The 19,846-nt window shown below is 61.8% G+C and carries 19 protein-coding genes; 14 read left to right on the top strand and 5 right to left on the bottom strand.

From position 1 onward, the window contains the following. Nucleotides 1-128 precede the first annotated feature (128 nt). Nucleotides 129-434: a hypothetical protein gene (locus BQ4888_RS14195; RefSeq protein ID WP_092057931.1), complete on the bottom strand. Its 306-nt coding sequence runs from the start codon at nt 432-434 to the stop codon at nt 129-131. Nucleotides 435-589: 155 nt separating this feature from the next. On the opposite strand from BQ4888_RS14195, the gene BQ4888_RS14190 reads away from it, so the two are divergent. The 8 genes from BQ4888_RS14190 to BQ4888_RS14155 all read left to right on the top strand — a co-directional run bounded on the left by BQ4888_RS14190 (nt 590) and on the right by BQ4888_RS14155 (nt 8,118). Beyond that, complete coding sequence (locus BQ4888_RS14190; protein WP_240746354.1) at nt 590-1,231, top strand: LexA family protein; 642 nt, start codon at nt 590-592, stop codon at nt 1,229-1,231. A 99-nt stretch (nt 1,232-1,330) separates the two neighbouring features. Further along, nucleotides 1,331-3,028 (top strand): DUF6178 family protein, encoded by a 1,698-nt coding sequence (locus BQ4888_RS14185; RefSeq protein WP_092057929.1) that lies wholly within the window; start codon nt 1,331-1,333, stop codon nt 3,026-3,028. 154 nt (nt 3,029-3,182) lie between these two features. Next, complete coding sequence (msrA, locus tag BQ4888_RS14180) at nt 3,183-3,731, top strand: peptide-methionine (S)-S-oxide reductase MsrA (protein WP_205748022.1); 549 nt, start codon at nt 3,183-3,185, stop codon at nt 3,729-3,731. A 10-nt stretch (nt 3,732-3,741) separates the two neighbouring features. Continuing rightward, a complete protein-coding gene (gene modA, locus BQ4888_RS14175) occupies nt 3,742-4,536 on the top strand; it encodes a molybdate ABC transporter substrate-binding protein (protein WP_092057927.1) in 795 nt (264 codons plus the stop codon). Continuing rightward, complete coding sequence (modB, locus tag BQ4888_RS14170) at nt 4,536-5,210, top strand: molybdate ABC transporter permease subunit (protein ID WP_092057926.1); 675 nt, start codon at nt 4,536-4,538, stop codon at nt 5,208-5,210. Before modA ends, modB begins: the two co-directional genes overlap by 1 nt. Beyond that, the gene (locus BQ4888_RS14165) at nt 5,207-6,307 is read left to right on the top strand and encodes an ABC transporter ATP-binding protein (protein ID WP_092057925.1); all 1,101 of its coding nucleotides are present in this window, start codon (nt 5,207-5,209) and stop codon (nt 6,305-6,307) included. Before modB ends, BQ4888_RS14165 begins: the two co-directional genes overlap by 4 nt. A 46-nt stretch (nt 6,308-6,353) precedes the next feature. Next, a complete protein-coding gene (locus tag BQ4888_RS14160) occupies nt 6,354-6,845 on the top strand; it encodes a thioesterase family protein (RefSeq protein ID WP_092057924.1) in 492 nt (163 codons plus the stop codon). A 463-nt stretch (nt 6,846-7,308) separates the two neighbouring features. Beyond that, on the top strand, nt 7,309-8,118 hold the full coding sequence (locus tag BQ4888_RS14155; protein ID WP_092057923.1) for a C-GCAxxG-C-C family (seleno)protein: 810 nt from the start codon (nt 7,309-7,311) through the stop codon (nt 8,116-8,118). 77 nt (nt 8,119-8,195) lie between these two features. Here BQ4888_RS14155 and BQ4888_RS14150 read toward each other — a convergent pair whose 3' ends face one another. Further along, nucleotides 8,196-9,896, bottom strand: coding sequence for a B12-binding domain-containing radical SAM protein (locus BQ4888_RS14150; protein WP_092057922.1), 1,701 nt, complete (start codon nt 9,894-9,896; stop codon nt 8,196-8,198). A 131-nt stretch (nt 9,897-10,027) separates the two neighbouring features. On the opposite strand from BQ4888_RS14150, the gene BQ4888_RS14145 reads away from it, so the two are divergent. From BQ4888_RS14145 to BQ4888_RS14120, 6 genes are all read left to right on the top strand, one after another. After that, nucleotides 10,028-11,359 carry a radical SAM family protein gene (locus BQ4888_RS14145; RefSeq protein ID WP_092057921.1) on the top strand — a complete coding sequence of 444 codons (1,332 nt, stop codon included), beginning with the start codon at nt 10,028-10,030 and terminating at the stop codon, nt 11,357-11,359. A gap of 11 nt (nt 11,360-11,370) precedes the next feature. Then, nucleotides 11,371-12,813 carry a sensor histidine kinase gene (locus tag BQ4888_RS14140; RefSeq protein WP_092057920.1) on the top strand — a complete coding sequence of 481 codons (1,443 nt, stop codon included), beginning with the start codon at nt 11,371-11,373 and terminating at the stop codon, nt 12,811-12,813. After that, the gene (locus BQ4888_RS14135; RefSeq protein ID WP_140396668.1) at nt 12,810-13,379 is read left to right on the top strand and encodes a hypothetical protein; all 570 of its coding nucleotides are present in this window, start codon (nt 12,810-12,812) and stop codon (nt 13,377-13,379) included. Before BQ4888_RS14140 ends, BQ4888_RS14135 begins: the two co-directional genes overlap by 4 nt. Nucleotides 13,380-13,385: 6 nt before the next feature. Then, nucleotides 13,386-14,744, top strand: a complete 1,359-nt coding sequence (locus tag BQ4888_RS14130; RefSeq protein WP_092057918.1) for a sigma 54-interacting transcriptional regulator — start codon at nt 13,386-13,388, stop codon at nt 14,742-14,744. A gap of 272 nt (nt 14,745-15,016) precedes the next feature. After that, on the top strand, nt 15,017-15,481 hold the full coding sequence (locus BQ4888_RS14125) for a hypothetical protein (protein WP_092057917.1): 465 nt from the start codon (nt 15,017-15,019) through the stop codon (nt 15,479-15,481). Nucleotides 15,482-15,615: 134 nt separating this feature from the next. Next, nucleotides 15,616-16,716: an NAD(P)/FAD-dependent oxidoreductase gene (locus BQ4888_RS14120; RefSeq protein WP_092057916.1), complete on the top strand. Its 1,101-nt coding sequence runs from the start codon at nt 15,616-15,618 to the stop codon at nt 16,714-16,716. Nucleotides 16,717-16,753: 37 nt separating this feature from the next. On the opposite strand, the gene BQ4888_RS14115 is transcribed toward BQ4888_RS14120, so the two are convergent. The 3 genes from BQ4888_RS14115 to BQ4888_RS14105 all read right to left on the bottom strand — a co-directional run bounded on the left by BQ4888_RS14115 (nt 16,754) and on the right by BQ4888_RS14105 (nt 19,681). After that, nucleotides 16,754-17,332, bottom strand: coding sequence for an acyl carrier protein phosphodiesterase (locus BQ4888_RS14115; protein ID WP_170232890.1), 579 nt, complete (start codon nt 17,330-17,332; stop codon nt 16,754-16,756). 52 nt (nt 17,333-17,384) lie between these two features. Further along, nucleotides 17,385-18,506, bottom strand: a complete 1,122-nt coding sequence (locus tag BQ4888_RS14110) for a tetratricopeptide repeat protein (protein ID WP_092057914.1) — start codon at nt 18,504-18,506, stop codon at nt 17,385-17,387. An 83-nt stretch (nt 18,507-18,589) separates the two neighbouring features. After that, nucleotides 18,590-19,681 carry a GspE/PulE/PilB domain-containing protein gene (locus tag BQ4888_RS14105; protein ID WP_170232888.1) on the bottom strand — a complete coding sequence of 364 codons (1,092 nt, stop codon included), beginning with the start codon at nt 19,679-19,681 and terminating at the stop codon, nt 18,590-18,592. Nucleotides 19,682-19,846: the final 165 nt, after the last annotated feature.

Genomic DNA, 19,846 nt, shown 5'->3' with positions numbered 1-19,846 from the left:
ATAATTGTGCTATAAGGAATGCGGCTTGATCTTGGTCGGCATCTGCCGGGGGCGGGGCGGAAGACAGGGGGGCGGAAAAAAAGAAAGGGCCGGATCGCGAAGGATCCGACCCCGTGAAGGAGAGTGGTTCAGCAGGGGGTGTTGGTCAGCAGCTGCAGGGCGATTTCCTCAGCCCAGTCGTCCAGAGGCATCTCCGCCGGCGGCGTCAGCGGCTCGGTCTCGGGAGCGTGATCCCGTAGCCAGGCGTTGAGCGCCTCCAGGGCCTGGGCAATGCGCTTATCCCCCCGTTCCGTTGCCGTCTGGGAGGGAGTCCAAGAGAAGGGCTGGACGCTGCTGAAACAGGCGTCGAAAAATTCGTCCAGCAACGCGTTGGCCTGGGGATCATCCTTGACCAGGCGGCTCATTTCCATCAACGGCCAGTGACAGCTGCCCATGATTCCCTCCTTCGATATATTTCTGAGAAATATTATTCTTGCGGCTCGAATTATCCGGTGTTAAACTGTCATTTCTTAACATAATTTTTACCGAAAAAGCTTTTTCTGTCAAGACGTAAAAATCTCAATAAAATATTTTATTTCTTGGAGATATTTTGTTTTCCCAGTCCTTCGCTTCCGCGGATGTCGGTTCCCGCATCCGAAATTTGCGTCAATCCCTGGGCCAGACCCAGAAAGATTTTGCCACCGCCCTGGGGATTGTCCAGGGCTTTCTCAGCGCCGTGGAAAGCGGCAAGAAAACCCCGTCCGACACCCTGCTCATCGCCCTTTGCCAAACGCACGGCATTCGCCGCGAGTGGCTTCTGACCGGGGAGGGCGGGATGAAAACCGTCGGGGCCGCGCGCCCTGCCGAAGTCGCTACGGAAAATTCCGGCATCCCCTTGCTGAAGCGGATTTCTTCGACCTTTCCCGCGATCGATCCATCCGAGATTGAAGACGTTCTGCGCCTGCCCGGTCTGCCGCCGGGCTGTTATGCCCTGCGTTTCGAGGGGGATTTCATGGCGCCGACCATCAGCGACGGCGATCTGGTCATCTTCGAACCCGGACGGCGCGGAGAAAACAAAGATATCGTCCTGGTCACCAATCGCTGGGGGGAAGTGATTTTCCGCCGTCTGCGCCTGCGCGGCGACGAGGTCTATCTGGCGGCGGAGAACGCCTCCTATGTCCCCTTTCGTCCCGATCCCGACACCCGCATTCTCGGCAAGGTGACGGCGATCTGGCGTCAGGTGAAAATCTGAGTTAAAGTTTTAAACTTTATGTTTTAAGTATCCGATTCTCCACGGATTTCTCATTGATTGCCGTGGTGAAGAACGAGTTTTTTTCAGGAGATTGACCGAATGGACAAGATTGAACTGCCGGCGGAAAAACGGGTCGGTCATCTGAAGCTGCTGCGCGAGTCTCGCCGCATCAGCGCCAAGGAATTTAACGCTCTGTCCCGAAGCGAACGGTTGGATATCATCCGCCGCGAGCACGGGCGAAAAAAATACAACCTGCTGATCGAGGCCGATGACGCCGAGGCTTTGGTCCTGCGTATGGCCGCCCAAGAGGTCTATCTACTGATCAAGGAGCTGGGGCACGAGGACTCTGTCGACCTGATACCGATGGTAGACGCCGAACAGCTCACCACCTTCCTCGATCTCGATTGCTGGCGGGGGGATGTCTTCGACGGCGTCGTCGCCTTGGAGTGGCTGGCCCTGCTGTTGGAGGCGGGGGATGATCAGGTGGTGCGGGCCTTTCGCCAACTCGACTTCGAACTGCTGGTGCTGATGATCAAGAAGCACATCAACATCTTGTGCGGCCCCGAGGATATCGATGAGGATGACGCGCGCATCGAGGCGGTACGTCGGGACGGCGGCTACGAAATCGAGTTCCGGGACGATAAAAACGCCAAGTTGGTCGGATCGATCCTCGATATCCTGCTTCGCGCCGACGGCGACTTCTATCAGCATCTGCTCGAATCGGTGCGCTGGGAGCAGGATTCGCTCCTCGAAGAAGAGGTCTACGCCCTGCGCCGCGGCCGCCTGCTCGACCGGGGCTTTCCCGATCCCTTCGAGGCGCTGGCGGTGCATGCCCCCATCGATCCCGAGCGCTTCAACGTCGCATCCTATCGGAAAAGCGCCCTGTTTCCGGTGGATAATGCCGAGCCGCCCGGTTTTTACCTCACTCCGGCTCGGCCAAAAGACCTGCTCGCCGAGGTCCTGGCCGGCGGCATCAGCGAGCAGGTCGCCTGGGAGCTGACCTATCTGATCAATAAGGTCCTGATTGCCGAGCGGGTCGATGTCGGGGAGCCGGCTCAGGTTCAGGCGGTTACCGAAGAGGTTTACCGTTATCTGAACCTGGCTCTCGAAGAGCTTGGCGACGGCGAGGTCGGCAAGGCCACCTCTCTCTTCGACGAGGTCTATCTCGAAATCCTCTACCGGGTTGGTTACAGCCTGCCCCTGCGTCTTGGACAGCGGGCCAAAAAGATACGGCAATCGCCGATTGGGGCCTACCTCGACGGCCCTTTCCGCGCCCTGGTCGAGGCCCTGATGCGAAATAAACCGCGCTTCTTTGAAGGCCTGGTCGAGGCCGACCGGGGTGGCGAGCGGCCTTTCGCCACCCGCCAGGATCTGCTGTTGACGGGGGAATGGCTGGAGCGGATCGAAGCGCAGATGCGCCTCTTCGACGGCCGCCTCGGCTTCGAGCTGCCGGCGCCCGAAAATCTCGACCTGACCGGCTGCCATCCCGATCATGTGGACGATCTCGCCCTCTCCGATTTCTTTCTCACCGCCCTCGCCAATCGCGTGCTCGGACGGCCCTTCGTTCCGTCGCCCATCCCCCGGGCCGAACTGGCTGAACTGCACGGCCGGGTCTGCCGGGAGGGCAGGCTCGATGCCGCTTTGCGTGAGGAAACCCTGCGTTTTCTGGAAGGGCTCGAGGCTGGTTCCGGGGAGTTCGGCGCCTACTGTCTCGATCTCTGGGAGGAGGAGTTCTGCCGCCTCAAGGTCGCGGATCTCGATCCCCGCTACGGCTGTGGGCTGATCGTCAAGGAGTAGCCCTTCGACTTCGCTCAGGGGCCTCCCTTCGGCTTTTTTGAGACGTTTGATGGAGAATGATTTTGGGAGGTAGAGGATGCGTTTGTCGTTTGTTTTTCTGCTGTTACTGCTTGCCACGCCCGTGCCGGGCCTGACCTTGGACAAGGAGGAGTCGATGCCGAACCCGGATGCCACACAAGCGATCGCAACCTTCGCCGGCGGCTGTTTCTGGTGCATGGAGCCGCCCTTCGCGCAACTCGACGGGGTCCTTTCCGTGACCTCCGGTTACACCGGCGGCCGCCAGGAAAACCCCAGTTACGAAGATGTCGCTCGGGGTTTCACCGACCATCGCGAGTCGGTACGCATCCTCTTTGATCCGGCGCGCATCGGTTTCGGCGAACTGCTCGAAGTCTTCTGGCGCAACGTCGATCCCACCGACCCCACCGGCCAGTTTGCCGACCAGGGGGAGCATTACCGCACTGCCATCTTCTATCACGACGATAGCCAGCGCCGGTTGGCCGAACAGTCCAAACGTAACATGGATGCGTCGGGACGCTTCGACGGCCCCATCGTCACCGAAATCCTCCCGGCCACGACCTTTTATCCCGCCGAGGAGTATCATCAGGAGTATTACAAAAAGAACCCCCAGCGCTATAAAATCTACCGCCGGGGCTCCGGCCGGGAGCGCTATCTGGACCAGATGTGGGGCGGGGAGGAGAAGTAGGAAAATTCCGATGCATTTTTTCCGTTTTATCGTCATTTGCCTGTTGCTCTTCAGCGTCGGTCCGGCGTTCCCCCTTGCCGCCGCCGAGGTTCCGGCGATTGCCGCCGCGGCCGATCTCAAGTTCGCCCTGGCCGAGGTGGCGACCCGTTTTTCGGCGGAAACCGGGCAAAAGGTGCGGATTTCCTTCGGTTCTTCCGGCACCTTCATGACCCAGATCGAACAGGGCGCGCCCTTCGAGATCTTTTTGTCGGCGGATGAGAATTTTGTTTTCCGGCTCTCCAATCGGGGTCTGACCGAAGATCGCGGGAGGCTTTACGCCGTCGGCCAAATCGTACTCTTCGCCCCCACGGGCTCGTCCCTGGCTGTCGACCCTGAGCTGCGGGGGCTCAAATCCGCGCTGACGGCGGGCAGCCTGCGGCGTTTCGCCATCGCCAATCCCGAGCACGCGCCCTACGGCCGAGCGGCGTGGGCGGCCCTGCAGAGCGTTGGGCTTTGGGCGGAGGTCGCGCCGCGCCTGGTCTTCGGCGAAAATGCTGCACAGGCCATGCAGTTCGCCGCTTCCGGTTCGGCGGACGGGGGGATCGTTCCTCTGTCCCTGGTCAAAGCCTCGGAAACGGGCGGACTGGGCCGGTATGCGGTCATTCCGCAAGCCTGGCATGCCGCTGAACCCCTGCGCCAACGGATGGTGCTGCTCAAGGGCGCGGGGCAGGTGAGCCGTGATTTTTACCGTTATTTGCAAACGCCGGCCGTGCGTGAAGTTTTGGCGGGATATGGGTTCGTCGCGCCGGAAGGGGCGGGGGACTGATGGATTGGTCGGCAATCGCTCTCTCTCTGCGTCTGGCGCTGGCGACCCTGCTCATCCTGCTGCCTCTGGCCCTGGCCGTCGCCCGCTGGCTGGCGGTCACTTCCTTTAAAGGCAAGCCCTGGATCGAGGGGCTGCTGGCGCTGCCGCTGGTCCTGCCGCCGACGGTGATCGGTTACTACCTGCTGGTGAGCATGGGTCGGCAGACCCTGTTCGGGCAGTATTACGAACGGCTGGTCGGGCACACCCTGGCCTTCAGTTTCGAAGGGCTGGTGGTGGCGTCGATCCTCTTCAACATCCCCTTTGCCGTACAGCCGATGCAGCGGGCCTTCGCCGCCATTCCCCGGGAGGTGCGCGAGGCCGCGCAGTGCTGCGGTCTGACCTTTTGGCAGGCGTTGTTGCGCATCGAGCTGCCGCTGGCCTGGCCGGGCATTCTCTCGGCGGCGGTGCTGACCTTCGCCCACACCCTGGGGGAGTTCGGCGTGGTCCTCATGGTCGGCGGCAACATTCCCGGCGAAACGAAGACCGTCGCCATCGCCATCTACGATCAGGTGCAGTCCTTCGACACGGCTTCGGCCGGGGCCATGGCCCTGCTGCTGCTCGTCATTTCCCTCGTCACCATCGCTGTCAGTTACGGGTTGGCCGAGCGGCTGCTGAAAGGGCGGGGCAGGGCATGAACCTTTCCGTCGCCATCCGCCACGAGGGTCCGCTGCTCGATTTTGCCGCCGAGCTGCCCGAGGGGCGCATCACCGCCCTGGTCGGGCCGTCGGGGAGCGGCAAGACGTCAATTCTGCACGCCATCGCCGGTCTCTTGCGGGTGCGACAGGCGCGCATCCGCCTGGGGGAAGCCGTCTGGGACGACGAGCGCGTTCATCTCCCCACCCGGCTGCGCCCCATCGGGCTCGTTTCCCAGCATTACGGTCTTTTTCCGCACCTGACGGCGCAGGCTAACGTCGAGATGTCCCTGACCCATCTGCCGAAGGGGCAACGGCGTGAGCGCGCCCGGCATTATCTCGCCCTGGCCCGGGTCGAGGGATTGGAAGGCCGCTTTCCCCACGAACTCTCCGGGGGGCAGCGGCAGCGGGTGGCGCTGGCCCGGGCCATCGCCCGCGACCCCCAGTTGCTCCTTCTCGACGAGCCCTTTTCCGCCGTCGACCGCAGCACCCGCCAGCGCCTTTACATCGAACTGCGGCGCTTGCACGCCGAGCTGCGCACCACCATCCTGCTCGTCACCCACGATCTCGACGAAGCCGCACGCATGGCCGACCACCTCGTGCTCTTGCGCCATGGACGGCTGTTGCAGGCGGGGCCGACGGCGGCGGTCCTGGCTCGTCCGGCCTCCGTGTCCGCAGCCCGGCTTCTCGATATCCCCAATGTTTTCGCCGGGGAGTTCATCGGCACGGATGCCGAGGGGGCGGCGCTGCTGAACTGGGGAGCGCACCGGCTGCGGCTGACCCCCGCGCCGGATGTCGCCGTCGGCACGACGGTGCGCTGGGCGGTGCTCCCCTCCAACCTGCTCTTGGTGCGGCCCGACAAACCCTGGGGGGAGCATCTGGAAAATCCCATCCCCGGCCGGGTCTGTGAGGTGTTGGAACTGGGCGGCGAGGCGCTGGTCTGGGTCGTTCCCGACGGCCTGCCGGAAACGCGGATGCAGATGCGCATTCCGGTCCGCTCCCTGCGCCGCTCACCCTTGCAGGTCGGCGATCCTTTGACCCTGTGCCTGCGCGCGGCGGATATCGTGCCTCTGGCCGATGCCCCGGCCCACGAGCCCTGAAGGTCGGCGTTGCCGTCCGCTTCATCCATCCCCGGAGTTATTGCCCATGTCCGCGACCCTTTCGCCCCTTCGCCGCTCCCCGGAGGAGCAGACCCGCCTGGAAAGATTGCTGCGCGAGATTTTCGAGGAGCGTTTCCCCTTCAACGCCCTGCTCGGCCTGCGGGTCGAATCCTTCGCCCCCGCGTCCCCCGGTCTAACCTTCGTCATGCGTCCCGAACTGGTCGGCAGCTACGTTCATAATCGGCTGCACGGCGGCGCCATCGCCACCGCCCTCGATACGGTGGGTGGTTTCGCGGTGGTGGTCGCCGTGGCGGAAAAACATGCCGACGAGTCGGCCGATCAGCTGGTGAACCGTTTCGGTCGCTTCAGCACCATCGATCTGCGTGTCGATTACCTGCGTCCCGGTGTTGGCCAAAGTTTTCACGCCCGCGCCGAGGTTACCCGCCTGGGAGGCCGCATCGCCTCGGCGCGCATGGAGCTGAAAAACGAATCCGGACTGCTCATCGCCACCGGCTCGGCCGCCTACGTGGTGAGTTAAAGACATCGAATATCGTTCATTTTCCCCGCCGGACATCATGATTTGCGGGCGAGAACACCTCAAGGGTTCCGCTTCCAGCCACTCCTTCCCAGATCGTATAAAAAAAATAGACACTTCATTTTTATAAAGAACCGTTAATCGTTTATTTATGATCAGTTATTACAGTGGCTTAGGATAGGGTAGTCGAGTTCAGATTTTTGTTTACGTATGAAAAAAATATACTATTCAGGCAGAGCTAATATTAATTGGTCTCGTTTAATGCTTTATTATCAATAAAATCAGTAATTTATCTTATTTTTAATGTTTTGGCACAAAGACTGCTTTAGGCATTGTCGACTCGAATAGTCGTTCTTTCCCGTTCCACGCTCCCGACAGGAGGGGGTGTTGGGGATTGCGGGGGAAACGACAGGACAGGAGCGGGTGACGGATCCTTCCGTCGGGCTCCGCCATCAGGAGGAGACAAATGGCCAATCGAGAAGGGGAAGGGACGAAGCGCGGCGTATCGAGAAGAACCTTTGTGGCCTCGGGGATCGCGGCGGGAGCCGCTTTACTCGGCGGCAAACTCTACGCCGGCATGGAAAAGAAGAAACCCGAACCGGTTTCTCCCAGTACCGAACTGCCCTGGCCCTACGTCAGACTCGATCCCTGGGAGGCCGCCCGCCGCGCTCATGACCACTATCTCGACAAGGACGGCTGCGGTAGCGGCGCCTGGCTGGGTCTGCTCAGCCTGCTGCGGGAAAAAGTCGGGCATCCCTACACCACCATGCCGGACATGATGTTTGATCATGCGAGCAACGGTTACGCCAACCAGGGAACCCTGTGTGGCGCCCTCGGGGCCTGCGCGGCCATCATCAATCTGGTCGCCTATTACGAGAAGGGCACCCACGAAAAGCTCATCCAGAACCTCTTCCACTGGTACGCCCATACCCCCTTGCCCAGTCCCCGCTTCGACGCGATCAGCGCCTATCCCGACCAACCGCAGGTGGTGCCCAATTCGCCTCTGTGCCATGTCTCGGAATCGACCTGGGTCAGTGCCGCCGGAACTTCGGTGAACTCCGAGGAGAAACGCGCCCGTTGTGCCAAGGTCACGGCGGAAACGGTCTATCAGACGGTGGTGATTCTCAACGAATACCTGGACGGAAAATTCGCCCCGGTCGCGGCTGGCATCTCTGCCGAGACCCAATACTGCCTCTCCTGTCACGGTCCCGAGGGGGCCGACAATCAGCAGGGGATGATGACCTGCTCGGTCTGCCACGACGACCATACCCAATAGGGAGAGACAGGATTTTTTGTAAAAGAAAAGCCGCCGCGATCAGCAAAGTCGCGGCGGCTTTTCCTTTGTCGTGACGGCTAGTCCGGGAGGGGGATTTCCTCCACCCGCAGTCCCCGACCGGTTTCGGTGTAGTAGAGAAAAAGGAGCAGGGTCGGACCGGGGCGGTCGGGTAGATGGCGGAAGCGGGCGGCGAAGTGTTGCAGCTTGATCCCTTGCCCCTTGATCGTCTCCTGCTGCTGCCGTACCTCCTCCCGAACCCAACGTTCTTCGTCTCCGTCGAGGACGGTGTCGAAAAAGTCCGGGGCGTTGCCCGGCACCACCCGCTCGCTGTGGGCGAAATCCCGCGCCACTTGCTCCCGCAGTTCCTCTCCTGTCTTTCCGCTGAATTCCGCCGCGACAAAAGCCGCCAAACCCTCGAAAACGCCCCGCTGCGACAGGGGATGGCGAAAGAGTCCGGCCCGCCGCCAATACTCTTCCAGTTGCGCCAACCCCGCCGCCAGCCCGCCGCAAGCTTCGGTCAATCCGGCAAGAAAGCGGTCACAGCGGCCGCTGTTGAAGGTCAGATCCATGAGCCGGCCGATGCCGCGCAGGCGCTCCAGTTCCGCGAAGCTCAACTCGGCCGTGGCGAGAACCGTGTAGGGGGGATGGGGGTCGAAGCGGATGGCGAAGTCTTCGGCCTGGAGGCGCAGCGGCGCGCCGGGGAGGAGTTTGACCGGTTCGATCTGCAAATGATGGGGCTTCAAGGCCGCCACCCGGTCGATGGAGGCAAGGAAATCGCCAAAGCCTTCGCCGGGCAATCCGGCGATGAGATCGAGGTGCAGGTGAATATTGCCGGCACGGCGCAGGCGGCGGACATTTTCGGCGAGCCGGTCGAGAGGGGCTTGCCGGTCGATGGCAGCGAGAGTTTGGGGCAAGGTCGACTGGACGCCGATCTCGAACTGGAACATCCCCTCGGGGACCTTTTCGAGCAGGTCTAGGGTGGCGTCGTCGAGCAGGTGGGCGCCGATCTCGAAATGAAAGTGGCTGCTTCGGTTATGGGTGAGGATGTAAGCGAAGATTTCCCGAGCGCGTTCGGCGTGGTAGTTGAAGGTGCGGTCGACCAGTTTGATCTTGGGGATTTCCCGCTCCATCAGCCAGTCGAGGTCGGCGCGGATGCGCGCCATGGAGAAGGAGCGCACTCGTTGATCCAGCGCGCTCATGCAGAAGCTGCAGGTGTAGGGGCAGCCGCGGCTGGTTTCCAGATAGACGAAGCCCCGCCCGGTATCGACCAGCCCAAGTTGAAAGGGGGAGGGGAGCTCATCGAGGGGATCGAGGAGCGGCCCGTCGGGGCCTTCGATGAGTTCCTCGCCGTCGCGCCGCAAGACCCGGGGGATGATGTCCGGCTCCTCGTCCCGTTGCCAGGCCCGGAGCAGGGCACGCAGGGGGATTTCCCCTTCGCCCCGGACCAGGGCGGTGAGGCCGGGATGGCGGGCGAAGAGCTCGGATCCGTCGAAGGAGACTTCGGGACCACCGAGGACGATGCGCAACTCCGGGCGCACCAGCGCCAGGGCGTCGACCAGTTCCAGGGTTTCCCGGCGGTTCCACAGGTAGACCGAGAAGGTGACGACATCGGGTGCCTCGGCAAGCAGGGCGGCGAGGATGTTTTCCTTCGGCTCGTGAACGGTGAATTCGCGGATGAGCAACTCGCCGCACTCAAAGCCGCCATAGGCGGCGAGACAGGGGAGGGCGAGACTGGGATGGATGAATTTGCTGTGCAGGGTGGTCAGTAGGGTGCGCATGGGGGCAAGGATAGCGGATGGCGCCTGTGTTGAAAAGGGGAATCAGCCCCTTGCCGATTTCCCTTTGTTCGTCAGTGTGCTATGTTACATCCCCCTTAAAAAACGCCATAACGAAGGATGGGATTATCATCATGGCCGCCAAGAAAACGATCCTCGCCGTCGTCGCCGACGCTCAGGGCGAGGTCTTCGAACATCCCGATCTGCTCCTAGCCGGTATGAACGGTCTGACTCCCCGGGCGCCCCGGGCCGACGAGCTGATTCCGCTCCCCGAGGGGAGCCGTCTCTTCACCATTCCCGACACGCCCCCCATGGGTTTCGACCGGAGCAGCCGCAAACTATGCACTGTCGAAACGTTGCCGCGCAGTTGGGGCGGAGGGCGTATCCAGGCGGTTTCGGCTTTCATGACCCCCGGCTACACCCGCACCCTGCTCCCTGCTGCCGACTACCGGCGCAAGGCAGTGCAGTTGCCCCTCTGGTCCTACACGGCGGTCGGCTGGTGCGTGGAGGAGGAGCGCTTCTATGTGGCGGCGGCCAAGGTCGACCGCAACCCCCAGTGGCGCCCCGAGCACTACGACGACCGCAAGCTCGATCCCCTGGTCCGGCGGTCGCTCAAGGAGCATCCGGAAAATCGGCTGATCGAACAGCTTTCCCGCTGCGCCGTCGATTACCACTGCTTCGCCGCTAAAAATCTTTTCTTCCGCCGCTGGGAAGCGCCCCTGCCGACCTCGCCGACCTGTAATTCCCGCTGCCTCGGCTGCATCTCCTTGCAGGAGGCGCCGGAGTGCTGCCCGGCCAGCCAGGAGCGGCTGACCTTCGTGCCGACCGTGCAGGAGCTCTGCGAGGTGGCGGTTCCCCATCTGCAAGAGGCGGAAAACGCCATTGTCTCCTTCGGTCAGGGCTGCGAGGGCGATCCGATTCTGCAAACCGGCGTCATCTGTGAAGCGGTACGGGAAATGCGCCGGGCGACGACGCGGGGGACGATCAATTTCAACTCCAACGCCTCCATTCCCGACGCCGTCGACAAGCTCGCCGCCGCGGGGGTCGATTCGATCCGCGTCTCCCTCAACTCGGTACAGGAACCGTTCTACAACGCCTATTACCGCCCCCGGGGTTACCGTTTCGCCGACGTCATGGAATCGATCCGCCGGGCCAAACAGGCCGGCATGTTCACCATGCTCAACTATCTCGTCTTTCCCGGGCTCACCGATCGCGCCGACGAGATCGAAGCGCTCTTGCGCCTGCTGGAAGAAACCGGGGTCGATCTCATCCAACTGCGCAATCTGAGCATCGATCCCACGATGTATCTCGACGCCATGGGGGTGACGGATGAAGGGCTCGGCATGAAGACGATGATGGATCGGGTCAAGGCCGCCGTCCCCCGCCTTCAATACGGCTATTTCAACCGCACCCGCGAAACGTTTCACCCTCCCGGCTTCGAAACCGACTGGCCCCTTATGGACTGAATTCGACCGCCATGCGCTGCTATCGACCGAAATCCTTTTTGAGTCTGGTGCTGATCGGTTTTGTCCTGGTCTGTCTCCCCCTGGTTCTGGCGCTGGTTCAGGCCCAGCGGTCGTTGGCTCTGTTGGCCGGGGAGAGCGGCGCGGTGGTTGACCGCTCGGTGAAGGCCACCGAGGGGAGCCGGTTGCTGGTTGACGATCTGATCGCTCTGGAACGCAAGGCCCGCCAGCACGAAGTGCTTGGCGACAAGCGGTTGTTGCAGGAAATGATCGATCAGCACAGGGAGATTCAGCAAACCCTGGTCCGCTTGCTGAATCTGGGCCTGGCCCCCCCCTTGCCCGAACGGCTGGGTCAGGTGGTGGAACTGGAAGCTCAGATTTTTGAGCAGTTGCGGGAGGAGCCGCGCAAGTCGTCGACCCATGAAGCGGCGCTGCAAGGGTTCGCCGAACTGAACGAACGGGCCAACGCCATCGCCGATCAAAGTAATCGCCTGATTTACGATGAAGTGGACCGTATCCAGCAGGCCACCGCCCAGGCCCGCCAGACCCTGCTGTGGTGGGGAGGCGCCCTGGTTCCCGTCTCGCTGCTGTTCATCGGATTGTTCGCCCGCCTGATTTCCCGGCCGATTCAACAGATTGTGGCGGCGATCAACCGTCTGGGCGAGGGGGATTTCGCTTCGCCGGTCTCGGTCGGCGGTACCCGCGATCTGGCTTTTCTCGGGCAGCGGCTCGACTGGATGCGTGGACAGCTGGCTGACGTCGAGCGTTCCAAGTCCCGTTTCGTTGCCCAGATCAGTCACGAGCTCAAGACCCCCCTGGCGTCCATCCGCGAGGGGAGCGAACTGCTCAACGACAAGGTGATGGGGGACCTGAACGTCCCGCAACGGGAGATCGTGGAAATCCTTTGCAAAAGCAGCCGCGACCTGCAAAAACTCATCGAAAATCTGCTGGGTTTCAGCCGCTTTCAAGCGGAAGGCGTCGCCCCGCCGGAGCTTGTGCCGGTAGCGCCGGCGCTGCTGGTGGACGAGGTGCTGGCCGATCACAAGCCCTCGATCATGAAAAAAGGTCTGCGCTGCGAGGCGCGTCTCGAAACGCCGACGGTCCCGGCCGATCCCGGCCGCTTGCGGATCCTCATCGACAATCTGCTCTCCAACGCCATCAAGTTCACGCCGGACGGGGGCAGCATCGCCATCGTCGATGGACGCGAGGGGGATACGTGGTTTTTCGAGGTGCGCGATTCCGGGATGGGGATTCCCCCGGCGGATCGGGAGCGGGTCTTTCAGCCCTTTTATCAAGGGCCTTCGTCCAATGCCATGCACGTTAAGGGAACCGGCCTCGGTCTGTCCATCGCCCGGGAGATTGCCCGCGCCCACGGCGGGGAACTGAGTGTGCCGGAAGGGGTGGGAGGGCGCATCCGCCTGACTTTGCCCTTGAACCGGAATCCGGAGGAGAGATGAATCGTTGGTTAGTGTTGTTGCTGTTGGGGGTAACGTTTCTTGCTTTGAGCGGTTGCGGTCGGGTACGCCTGCTCCCCGTGGAAGAACCTCGCTGGAGAGCGGCCACCGAAGGGGAGGTGGAGGTTGCGGCAGTGCCACCGAAGGTGAAGAAACCCCGCCCGGTTTTCGAACCCCTGACTTATCTCGACATTCTGCGGCGCATGAGCGACACGCAGCGTGCCAAAGAGTACGATATAGTTAAAAAACGTTTTGCTCGCAGCTCCGAAGAAGATGACCGCTGGCGGCTGATTTTCCTTTCGCTCTGGCCGGATCAGCCCTTTTCCGACCGGGAGCAGGCCCGGAAATTGCTCGCCGAACGCAGCGATCGGGCGAATGATCCCCGGCGCGGCCTGGCCTTGGTCCTGGAAGGGGTGCTGGATGGGGCGGTCGAGAGGGATGAGGATTGTGCCAGAGAGCTCGCCGCCGAGAAGACCCGGGCGGAGACCCTGCACCGTCAGCTGGAGGAGCTGAAAAAGATCGAAACCATTCTTGGCGAACGGGAGAAACTCCGCCCCGCCGGCCGGTGAGGAACCATGAACGCTGAAGCACGACGCATACTGCTGGTGGATGACGATACCGATCTGCTGCGCCTGCTCTCCATGCGTCTTTCCGCCGCCGGCTATGCCGTGACCCAGGTCGAAAGCGCCGAGCAGGCCATGGCCCGGTTCCCGGTGCTGCAACCTGATCTGGTGGTGACCGACCTGCGTATGGCCGGGATGGATGGCCTCGGCCTCTTCGAGGAAATCCGCAAGATCAACGCGTCGGTGCCGGTCATTATCCTCACCGCCCACGGTTCCATCGCCGAGGCGGTGGAGGCCACCCGGCGCGGGGTCTTCTCCTTCCTGACCAAACCGGTGGACAGCAGGGCCTTGCTGGAGGAAGTGCGCAAAGCCCTGAATCTGAGCGGCGCCCAGCCGGGGGTCGCCCCCACCGGTAAGGATGTCGCCTGGCGCCGGGAGATCATCACCTGCAGCCCGCTGATGGAGGATCTGCTCGGGCGTCTCAAGCTGGTGGCGGAGAGCGAATCGAGCGTCCTGCTCCTTGGTGAAAGCGGCACCGGCAAGGAGCTTCTGGCCCGAGCCATTCATCTGGCCAGCCCCCGCGCCGCCGGCCCCTTCGTCGCGGTGAACTGCGGCTCGATTCCCGAGGCGCTGCTCGAATCGGAACTCTTCGGTCATACCAAGGGCGCCTTTACCGGGGCGACCCAGGATTACGTCGGTCTTTTCAAATCGGCCAACGGCGGCACCTTGCTGCTCGATGAAATCGGCGACATGCCCCTGGCCCTGCAAGTCAAGTTGCTGCGTGTCATCCAGGAAAAACAGGTGCGCTCCGTCGGCTCGACCCGGGTCGAGCCGGTGGATGTTCGCATCGTTTCGGCCACGCACCGCGATCTCGAAGCAGCGGTCGCCTCTGGACAGTTCCGCCAGGACCTCTATTATCGCCTCAACGTCGTCTGCCTCGAAGTACCGAGCCTGGCCCGGCGCCGTGAGGATATTCCCCTCTTGGCGGAACATTTCCGCAAGACGCTGGCGACCCGTTCGGGCAAGAAACTCACCGGTTTTGCCCCCGAGGCCATGGAAATGTTGCTCAACGCTTCCTGGCCCGGCAACATCCGGCAACTGATCAATGTCATCGAGCAGGCGGTGGCCCTGTCGACCACCCCGGTGATTTCCGCCGATCTTCTGCAGGCGGCGTTGCGCGTGAGCCCCGAAAAATTCCCCACCCTGGCCGAGGCTCGGCGCAAGTTCGAGCAGGACTATCTGGTGCGCCTGATGCAGATGACCCGGGGCAACGTCTCCCAGGCGGCGCGCATCGCCGACCGCAACCGCACCGATTTTTACAAGCTGCTGCAACGTCATCACATCGTCCCTCAGCTCTTCAAGCCCGAATAGCTTTTCCCTCTGTCGGCAATAAGCGACAGGGAGAGCCCCCTTTCTGCCATCGTTTCTGTCCGGTGGCCCCTTTTGTTTCGGTTAAATCACGCCCCTGTCGCACATCAGCGACATTTTTCTCCAAGAATGGTCCTTGAGTTTCCGTTTCGGTTCTCACTGCCCAGCACAACCTGCCGGTATCGCAAAGCTTCTTCAGCTTGGCCCGAGCCTTGCTGAGGTGTGGGATGGCGCTGATTTTGCGCCGAGGACATTTTTCTCAAGGAGAGAGTTTGATGCAATACCATCCACTGCGCCCGCTGCTCATTCTCGGCTGTGGATTGTGCATGGCTTTGGTCGCTTATGTGGGACAGGCGGGCAACGGTCCGGGGCGCTTTTCGTTGATGAGCGAACGAAGCGGGGGCGTTTCCATTCGCCAACTTTTGGTGGACCCCTGGAGTCTCGATTACCGGTTGGTCACCCCGCCGCTGGACGACGAAGAGTTCGACGAAGAAATGGACCCTGATCCCGAACTGGTCCTCTATCTCGACGGCCCTGATCTGCTTGTCGGGGAGAATGTCGAGGTCTTCTTCCGCGTTTTGGGCCCACGGGGAAACGAAATCCGCGCCCTGGGCCTTTCCCTGTTGGGCGGATACGGGGCCAATCTCTTTCTGGAAAATACCGGCACCTATAACATCAGCGTGCGCGTTGAAAGCCCCTTGGGTCGTTTTACCGACAGCTTCGATTATCGTCACCCCTGAACAGGAAACCGCTCCCCCCTGCAATTCCGCCTTTGCCGAGATGCCCGCTCCGGAGTAAACTGTGCGAAAAGACTTCGAGAAAGACGGCGGCATTCGCTCTTTTGGACATTCACTCGACGCGGGAGGGTTGGAATATGGGCAAACATCTGGTGCTGGTCGGAGGGGGACACGCCCATCTGCCGGTGTTGCAGCAACTGGGGCGGATGATCGGTCTCGGCCATCGGGTGACGCTGGTGACGCCCGATGAGAATCACTTTTATTCCGGCATGGGGCCGGGACTGCTGGCGGGCATCTATACCCCCGAGCAGGGCACTTTCGCCGTCGCGCGCATGGCCGAAAAGGCAGGGGCGACGGTGGTGCGGGCGATGGCGACGGGACTCGATGCCGAGGCGCGCATCCTGAGCCTTTCCGACGGTTCAACCCTCCCATACGACCTGGTTTCCTTCAACCTCGGCAGCCGGGTGATGGTCGATCTGCCCGATGACGGCAGTTGTCCGGTGCTGCCGGTGAAGCCGATCCAGCACTTGCTGGAGGCGCGAAAACGGCTGCTGGCGATGCTGCCCGAGGGGCGCAAAAATCTCGTGGTGATCGGCGGCGGACCTTCCGGGGTCGAGCTTTCCGGCGCCCTCTGGCGCTTGCTGCGGGATACCCGGGGACATGGGGAAATCACCCTGGTCGGCGGCAGACGCCTGCTCGCCGATTTCCCCGAGCGGGCCCGGGAGTTGACCCTGGCCTCGCTGGCCGAGCGCGGCGTCCGCATTCTCGAAGGGGTGCTGGCGCAACGGGTGGCGGATCGGCATGTTCTCCTCGACGACGGCGACGAGCTCCCCGCCGACCTGGTCCTGTTGGCCGGGGGAATCGCTCCGCCCTCCCTCTTCGCCGAATCGGGGTTGGCGGTCGGTGACGACGGCGGGTTGCTGGTGGACGACACCCTGCGCAGTCTGAGCTATCCCGAAATTCTCGGTGGCGGCGATTGCATCAGTCTGCATCACCATGCTCTGCCCAGGGTCGGCGTTTTCGCCGTGCGCCAGGGGCCGATCCTTGCCGAGAATCTGCTCGCCGCACTCGAGGACGAGCCCTTCGAGCAGTTTGTGCCGCAGCGCATGTTTCTGCAAATTCTCAATCTCGGGGATGGTCGGGGCCTGTTGCAACGGGGAGAGCTGGTGCTGAAAGGGCGCTGGGCGTTTCTGCTCAAGGACTGGATCGACCGGCGCTTCATGGCCCGGTATCAGTAGTGGGGAGTGGGGAGTGGGGAGTGGGGAGTGGGGAGTGTCAGGCGGGGAGGGTGCGGGCGTGGGCCACGGCCTGGGGCAGGAACTCGGTGAAATCCTGTTCGAACTCCCGGTAGTGGCGGTGGAGTTCCATACCCCCCTGGGCCAGCGGCGTAGGACGGGAGAGGCGTCCGGCCAGGCGTTGCAGAACGATCTCCACCGTTTCCGGGTCGCGGTACGATTCGAGCCAGCGCCCGGCGATCATGCGCAGAGCGATACGTTGCAATCCCGGGGGAAGAAGCTCGTGGTGCTTTTCGAGGATCCGGTAGAAGCGCTGGGCGAACTGCTCCAGGGGGATGTCGGCGTGGTGATGCCAGTTTCGGGCGAGGAAGTGATCGTAAAAGACATCGACGAGAATCGAGCGGCAGTGGCGGTAGGAGGGATCGATGCGCCGCAGACTGCGGCGGGCGACGGCATTGCCCTGGGCGAAGCTGTCGATGCCCCGGTGGCGCTCGATGCCGCGCCGGATCGCTTCCGGCCAACGGTCATCGAGACGCCCCTTGACGAAATCCCCCAGTAGGCCGCCGAGCAGACTCGCTTCCGTCGGCTCGGCGAGATAGAGGTGAAACAGGTAGTTCAAAAAATCGACTTTCTTTTGTTGCCAATAGATAGGGGCGGAGCTTGCTCCGCCTTTACTCCATAGCCAGTTGCAGTTTTTCCACCTGCTCGGCCAGACGCCGGCAGACTTCAGGTTTCTCCCGGTGCAGATCCCGCGCTCCGTGGTAGAAACGCAACGCTTCCAAGCGGCGCTCGTCGCCGTATTTGCCGATGATTTCCGTGAAAAACCAGCCGTCTTCCTCTTCCTTGGCCATTAATTCTCGGTAGCGTTCCAAAACCTTGTCGTTGTCGCCGCGCAGGACATGCACCTTGGCCATGCCCAGCAGGCTGAACTTGTCGTAGCCGCGCTCTAAATTTTCACGGTAGAGATTTTCCGCCTTCTCGATCTTGCCGGTGTTGCGGTAGGCGTCGGCGAGGCGGGTGAGCATGTTGACGGTGCCCCGGTCCCGCTCGAGAATCCGTTCCCAGTATTCGATGGCTCGCTCAAACTCCCGCCGCCAGCGGTAATAATTACCCATGCCGTATAGGGCGTAGGAGTTGTGACTTTCTATTTGCAGGGTTCTTTCGTAATACTCCCGGGCCTTTTCCTGTTCCCCCCGATGCCAGTGCAGATTGCCGACGATGGTCAGAATGTTGATCATCCGCGGGCTTTTCGCCAGCACTTTTTCGTAGTGGCGGATGGCTTGCTCGTCCTCTCCCATTTTCTGGTAGAGATCGGCCAGGCCCATCAACGCGTAACGGTCCTCCCGATCGATGCCCAGAGCCTGCCGATAGCATTCCTCGGCGCGCCGGTGGTCGCCGATGGTCTTGTGGGCGTCGGCGATACGGGTCATGACGAAGATGTCCCGGGGCCGGAAACGAATGTAGCGCTCCCACAGCTCCAGGGCCTTATCCGTTTGCCGTTGGCCGCGATAGGTGTCGCCCAGCCCGCGCAGGGCGAAGAGGTTGTTCGGATCGTTGTCGAGGACTTCCCGGTAGCAGCGTTCGGCGGCGGGAAAATTCTTCAACGAGCGCAAGGCATCGCCGAATCCGGTGAGGATATAAGGATTGTGCGGTTCCAGCGTGAGCGCTTCTTCAAACAGGGCGCAGGCTTCGCGGAAACGTTTCTCCTTGAGCAGTCGATGTCCCTCCTTGGACAGTTCGATGACCTTACCGTGGGGGGCCGAGGCGGCTCCCCGGGGGGATTCCATATTCATGATTTCATTACCTTGTTGGTCAGTTGCCTGGTTTTCGCCGATAACCGGCGCCAGGGCGGGTGGAGGGGGATGACAGCGTTTTTTCAGGTTTGCAGAATCTTGTGTTTGAGGATGAGAATCTCGAAAGCCATGATCGCCTTGGCGGCCAGACGCTGCAGTTCGGGAAGCTCATCACCGAGGGATTGCTCGTCACTGTCGACATAGAGGATACCGACGACGCGCCCCATCATGACCAGCGGCACCAACAGCACGGTTTTCGGAACGCGTCCGCCGAATTCCTGCAGCATCATCGAGTTGAAGGGGGAGCGGGGGACCGGACCGAGATAGTAGCCGGCGGTCTGCGCCACGGTCTTGAGGACCGAGGCTTCGTCCAGGGGAATCTGCAGCTGGGCGAAGGCCGGAACCGGCTCTTTGTTGAGTACCGCTTTCCAGCCCATGGCCAGATCCCCCCGCACCAGGAACATCGCCCCGCACTTGAGCCTTTGCCCCAGGTACTGAACGATGGCGTCGGCGATATCGTCCCGCTCCGAGGCCTCGGCCAGTTCCCGGGAGAGTTCGTCGATGGTATGTTCCTTGACGAATTCGGCGTGCAGTTCCGGTTCCAGCGGCAAAGAAGGTTCGCCGGCCACCTGCTCCTCGATTTCCTCGAACCAGAGGTCGTCCGAAACCGGTTCCGGGGCCTTGGGTGGCTCGGGGAAACGCTCCTCGCGCAGCAGCGGGGTATTGATATAGCGCAACTTGCGCTCGATCTGGTAGTACTTTTCCAGAGCCAGAACGATGCGCACTTCGGGGACGACGACGGGGCGGATGACGAAACCGGTGCGAAAGGCGACCTCGTCGATGGCCTTGAGATCCGAAGGATCGACCATGCCCAGGGAAAGGCGGCGGCCTTCCATGCGCAGGGGAATGATCTGATAGCGGGCCGCGTCTTCCGGGGAGATCAGCTCGATGACATCCTGGGGGATGTTCATCAGCAGCCCCGGGGGGTCGAGAAAGGGGACACCCAGTTTCTTACTGAGAATGCGGGCGATATCCCCCTCTTCGAGCAGGCCCATCTCGATGAGGTTGGTGCCGAGGCGTCCGCCAAAAATGACCTGACACTTGAGGGCTTCCTCAAGCTGGGCCAGGGTGATGAGTTTTTCCCGTACCAGCAGTTCGCCGATTCTGATGGCCATGGCAGTCTTTCTCGTGGGGCACGGATAAGGAGGATCGCGGGGAGGGGGGCGAGTCGTGCCGATTGCTGAGACGGCGCCCCGATTCGCCGCCGATTCAGTTACTTGCAATTTTGTCAGTGTACGATTAATGACCTGTGAAATCAAGGATTGAGTCGCACGCGGAAG

Source organism: Desulfuromonas acetexigens (assembly GCF_900111775.1).
In the GTDB taxonomy this organism is placed as follows: Bacteria; Desulfobacterota; Desulfuromonadia; order Desulfuromonadales; family Trichloromonadaceae; genus Trichloromonas; species Trichloromonas acetexigens.
This window is presented reverse-complemented; position numbering and strand designations above follow the sequence as displayed.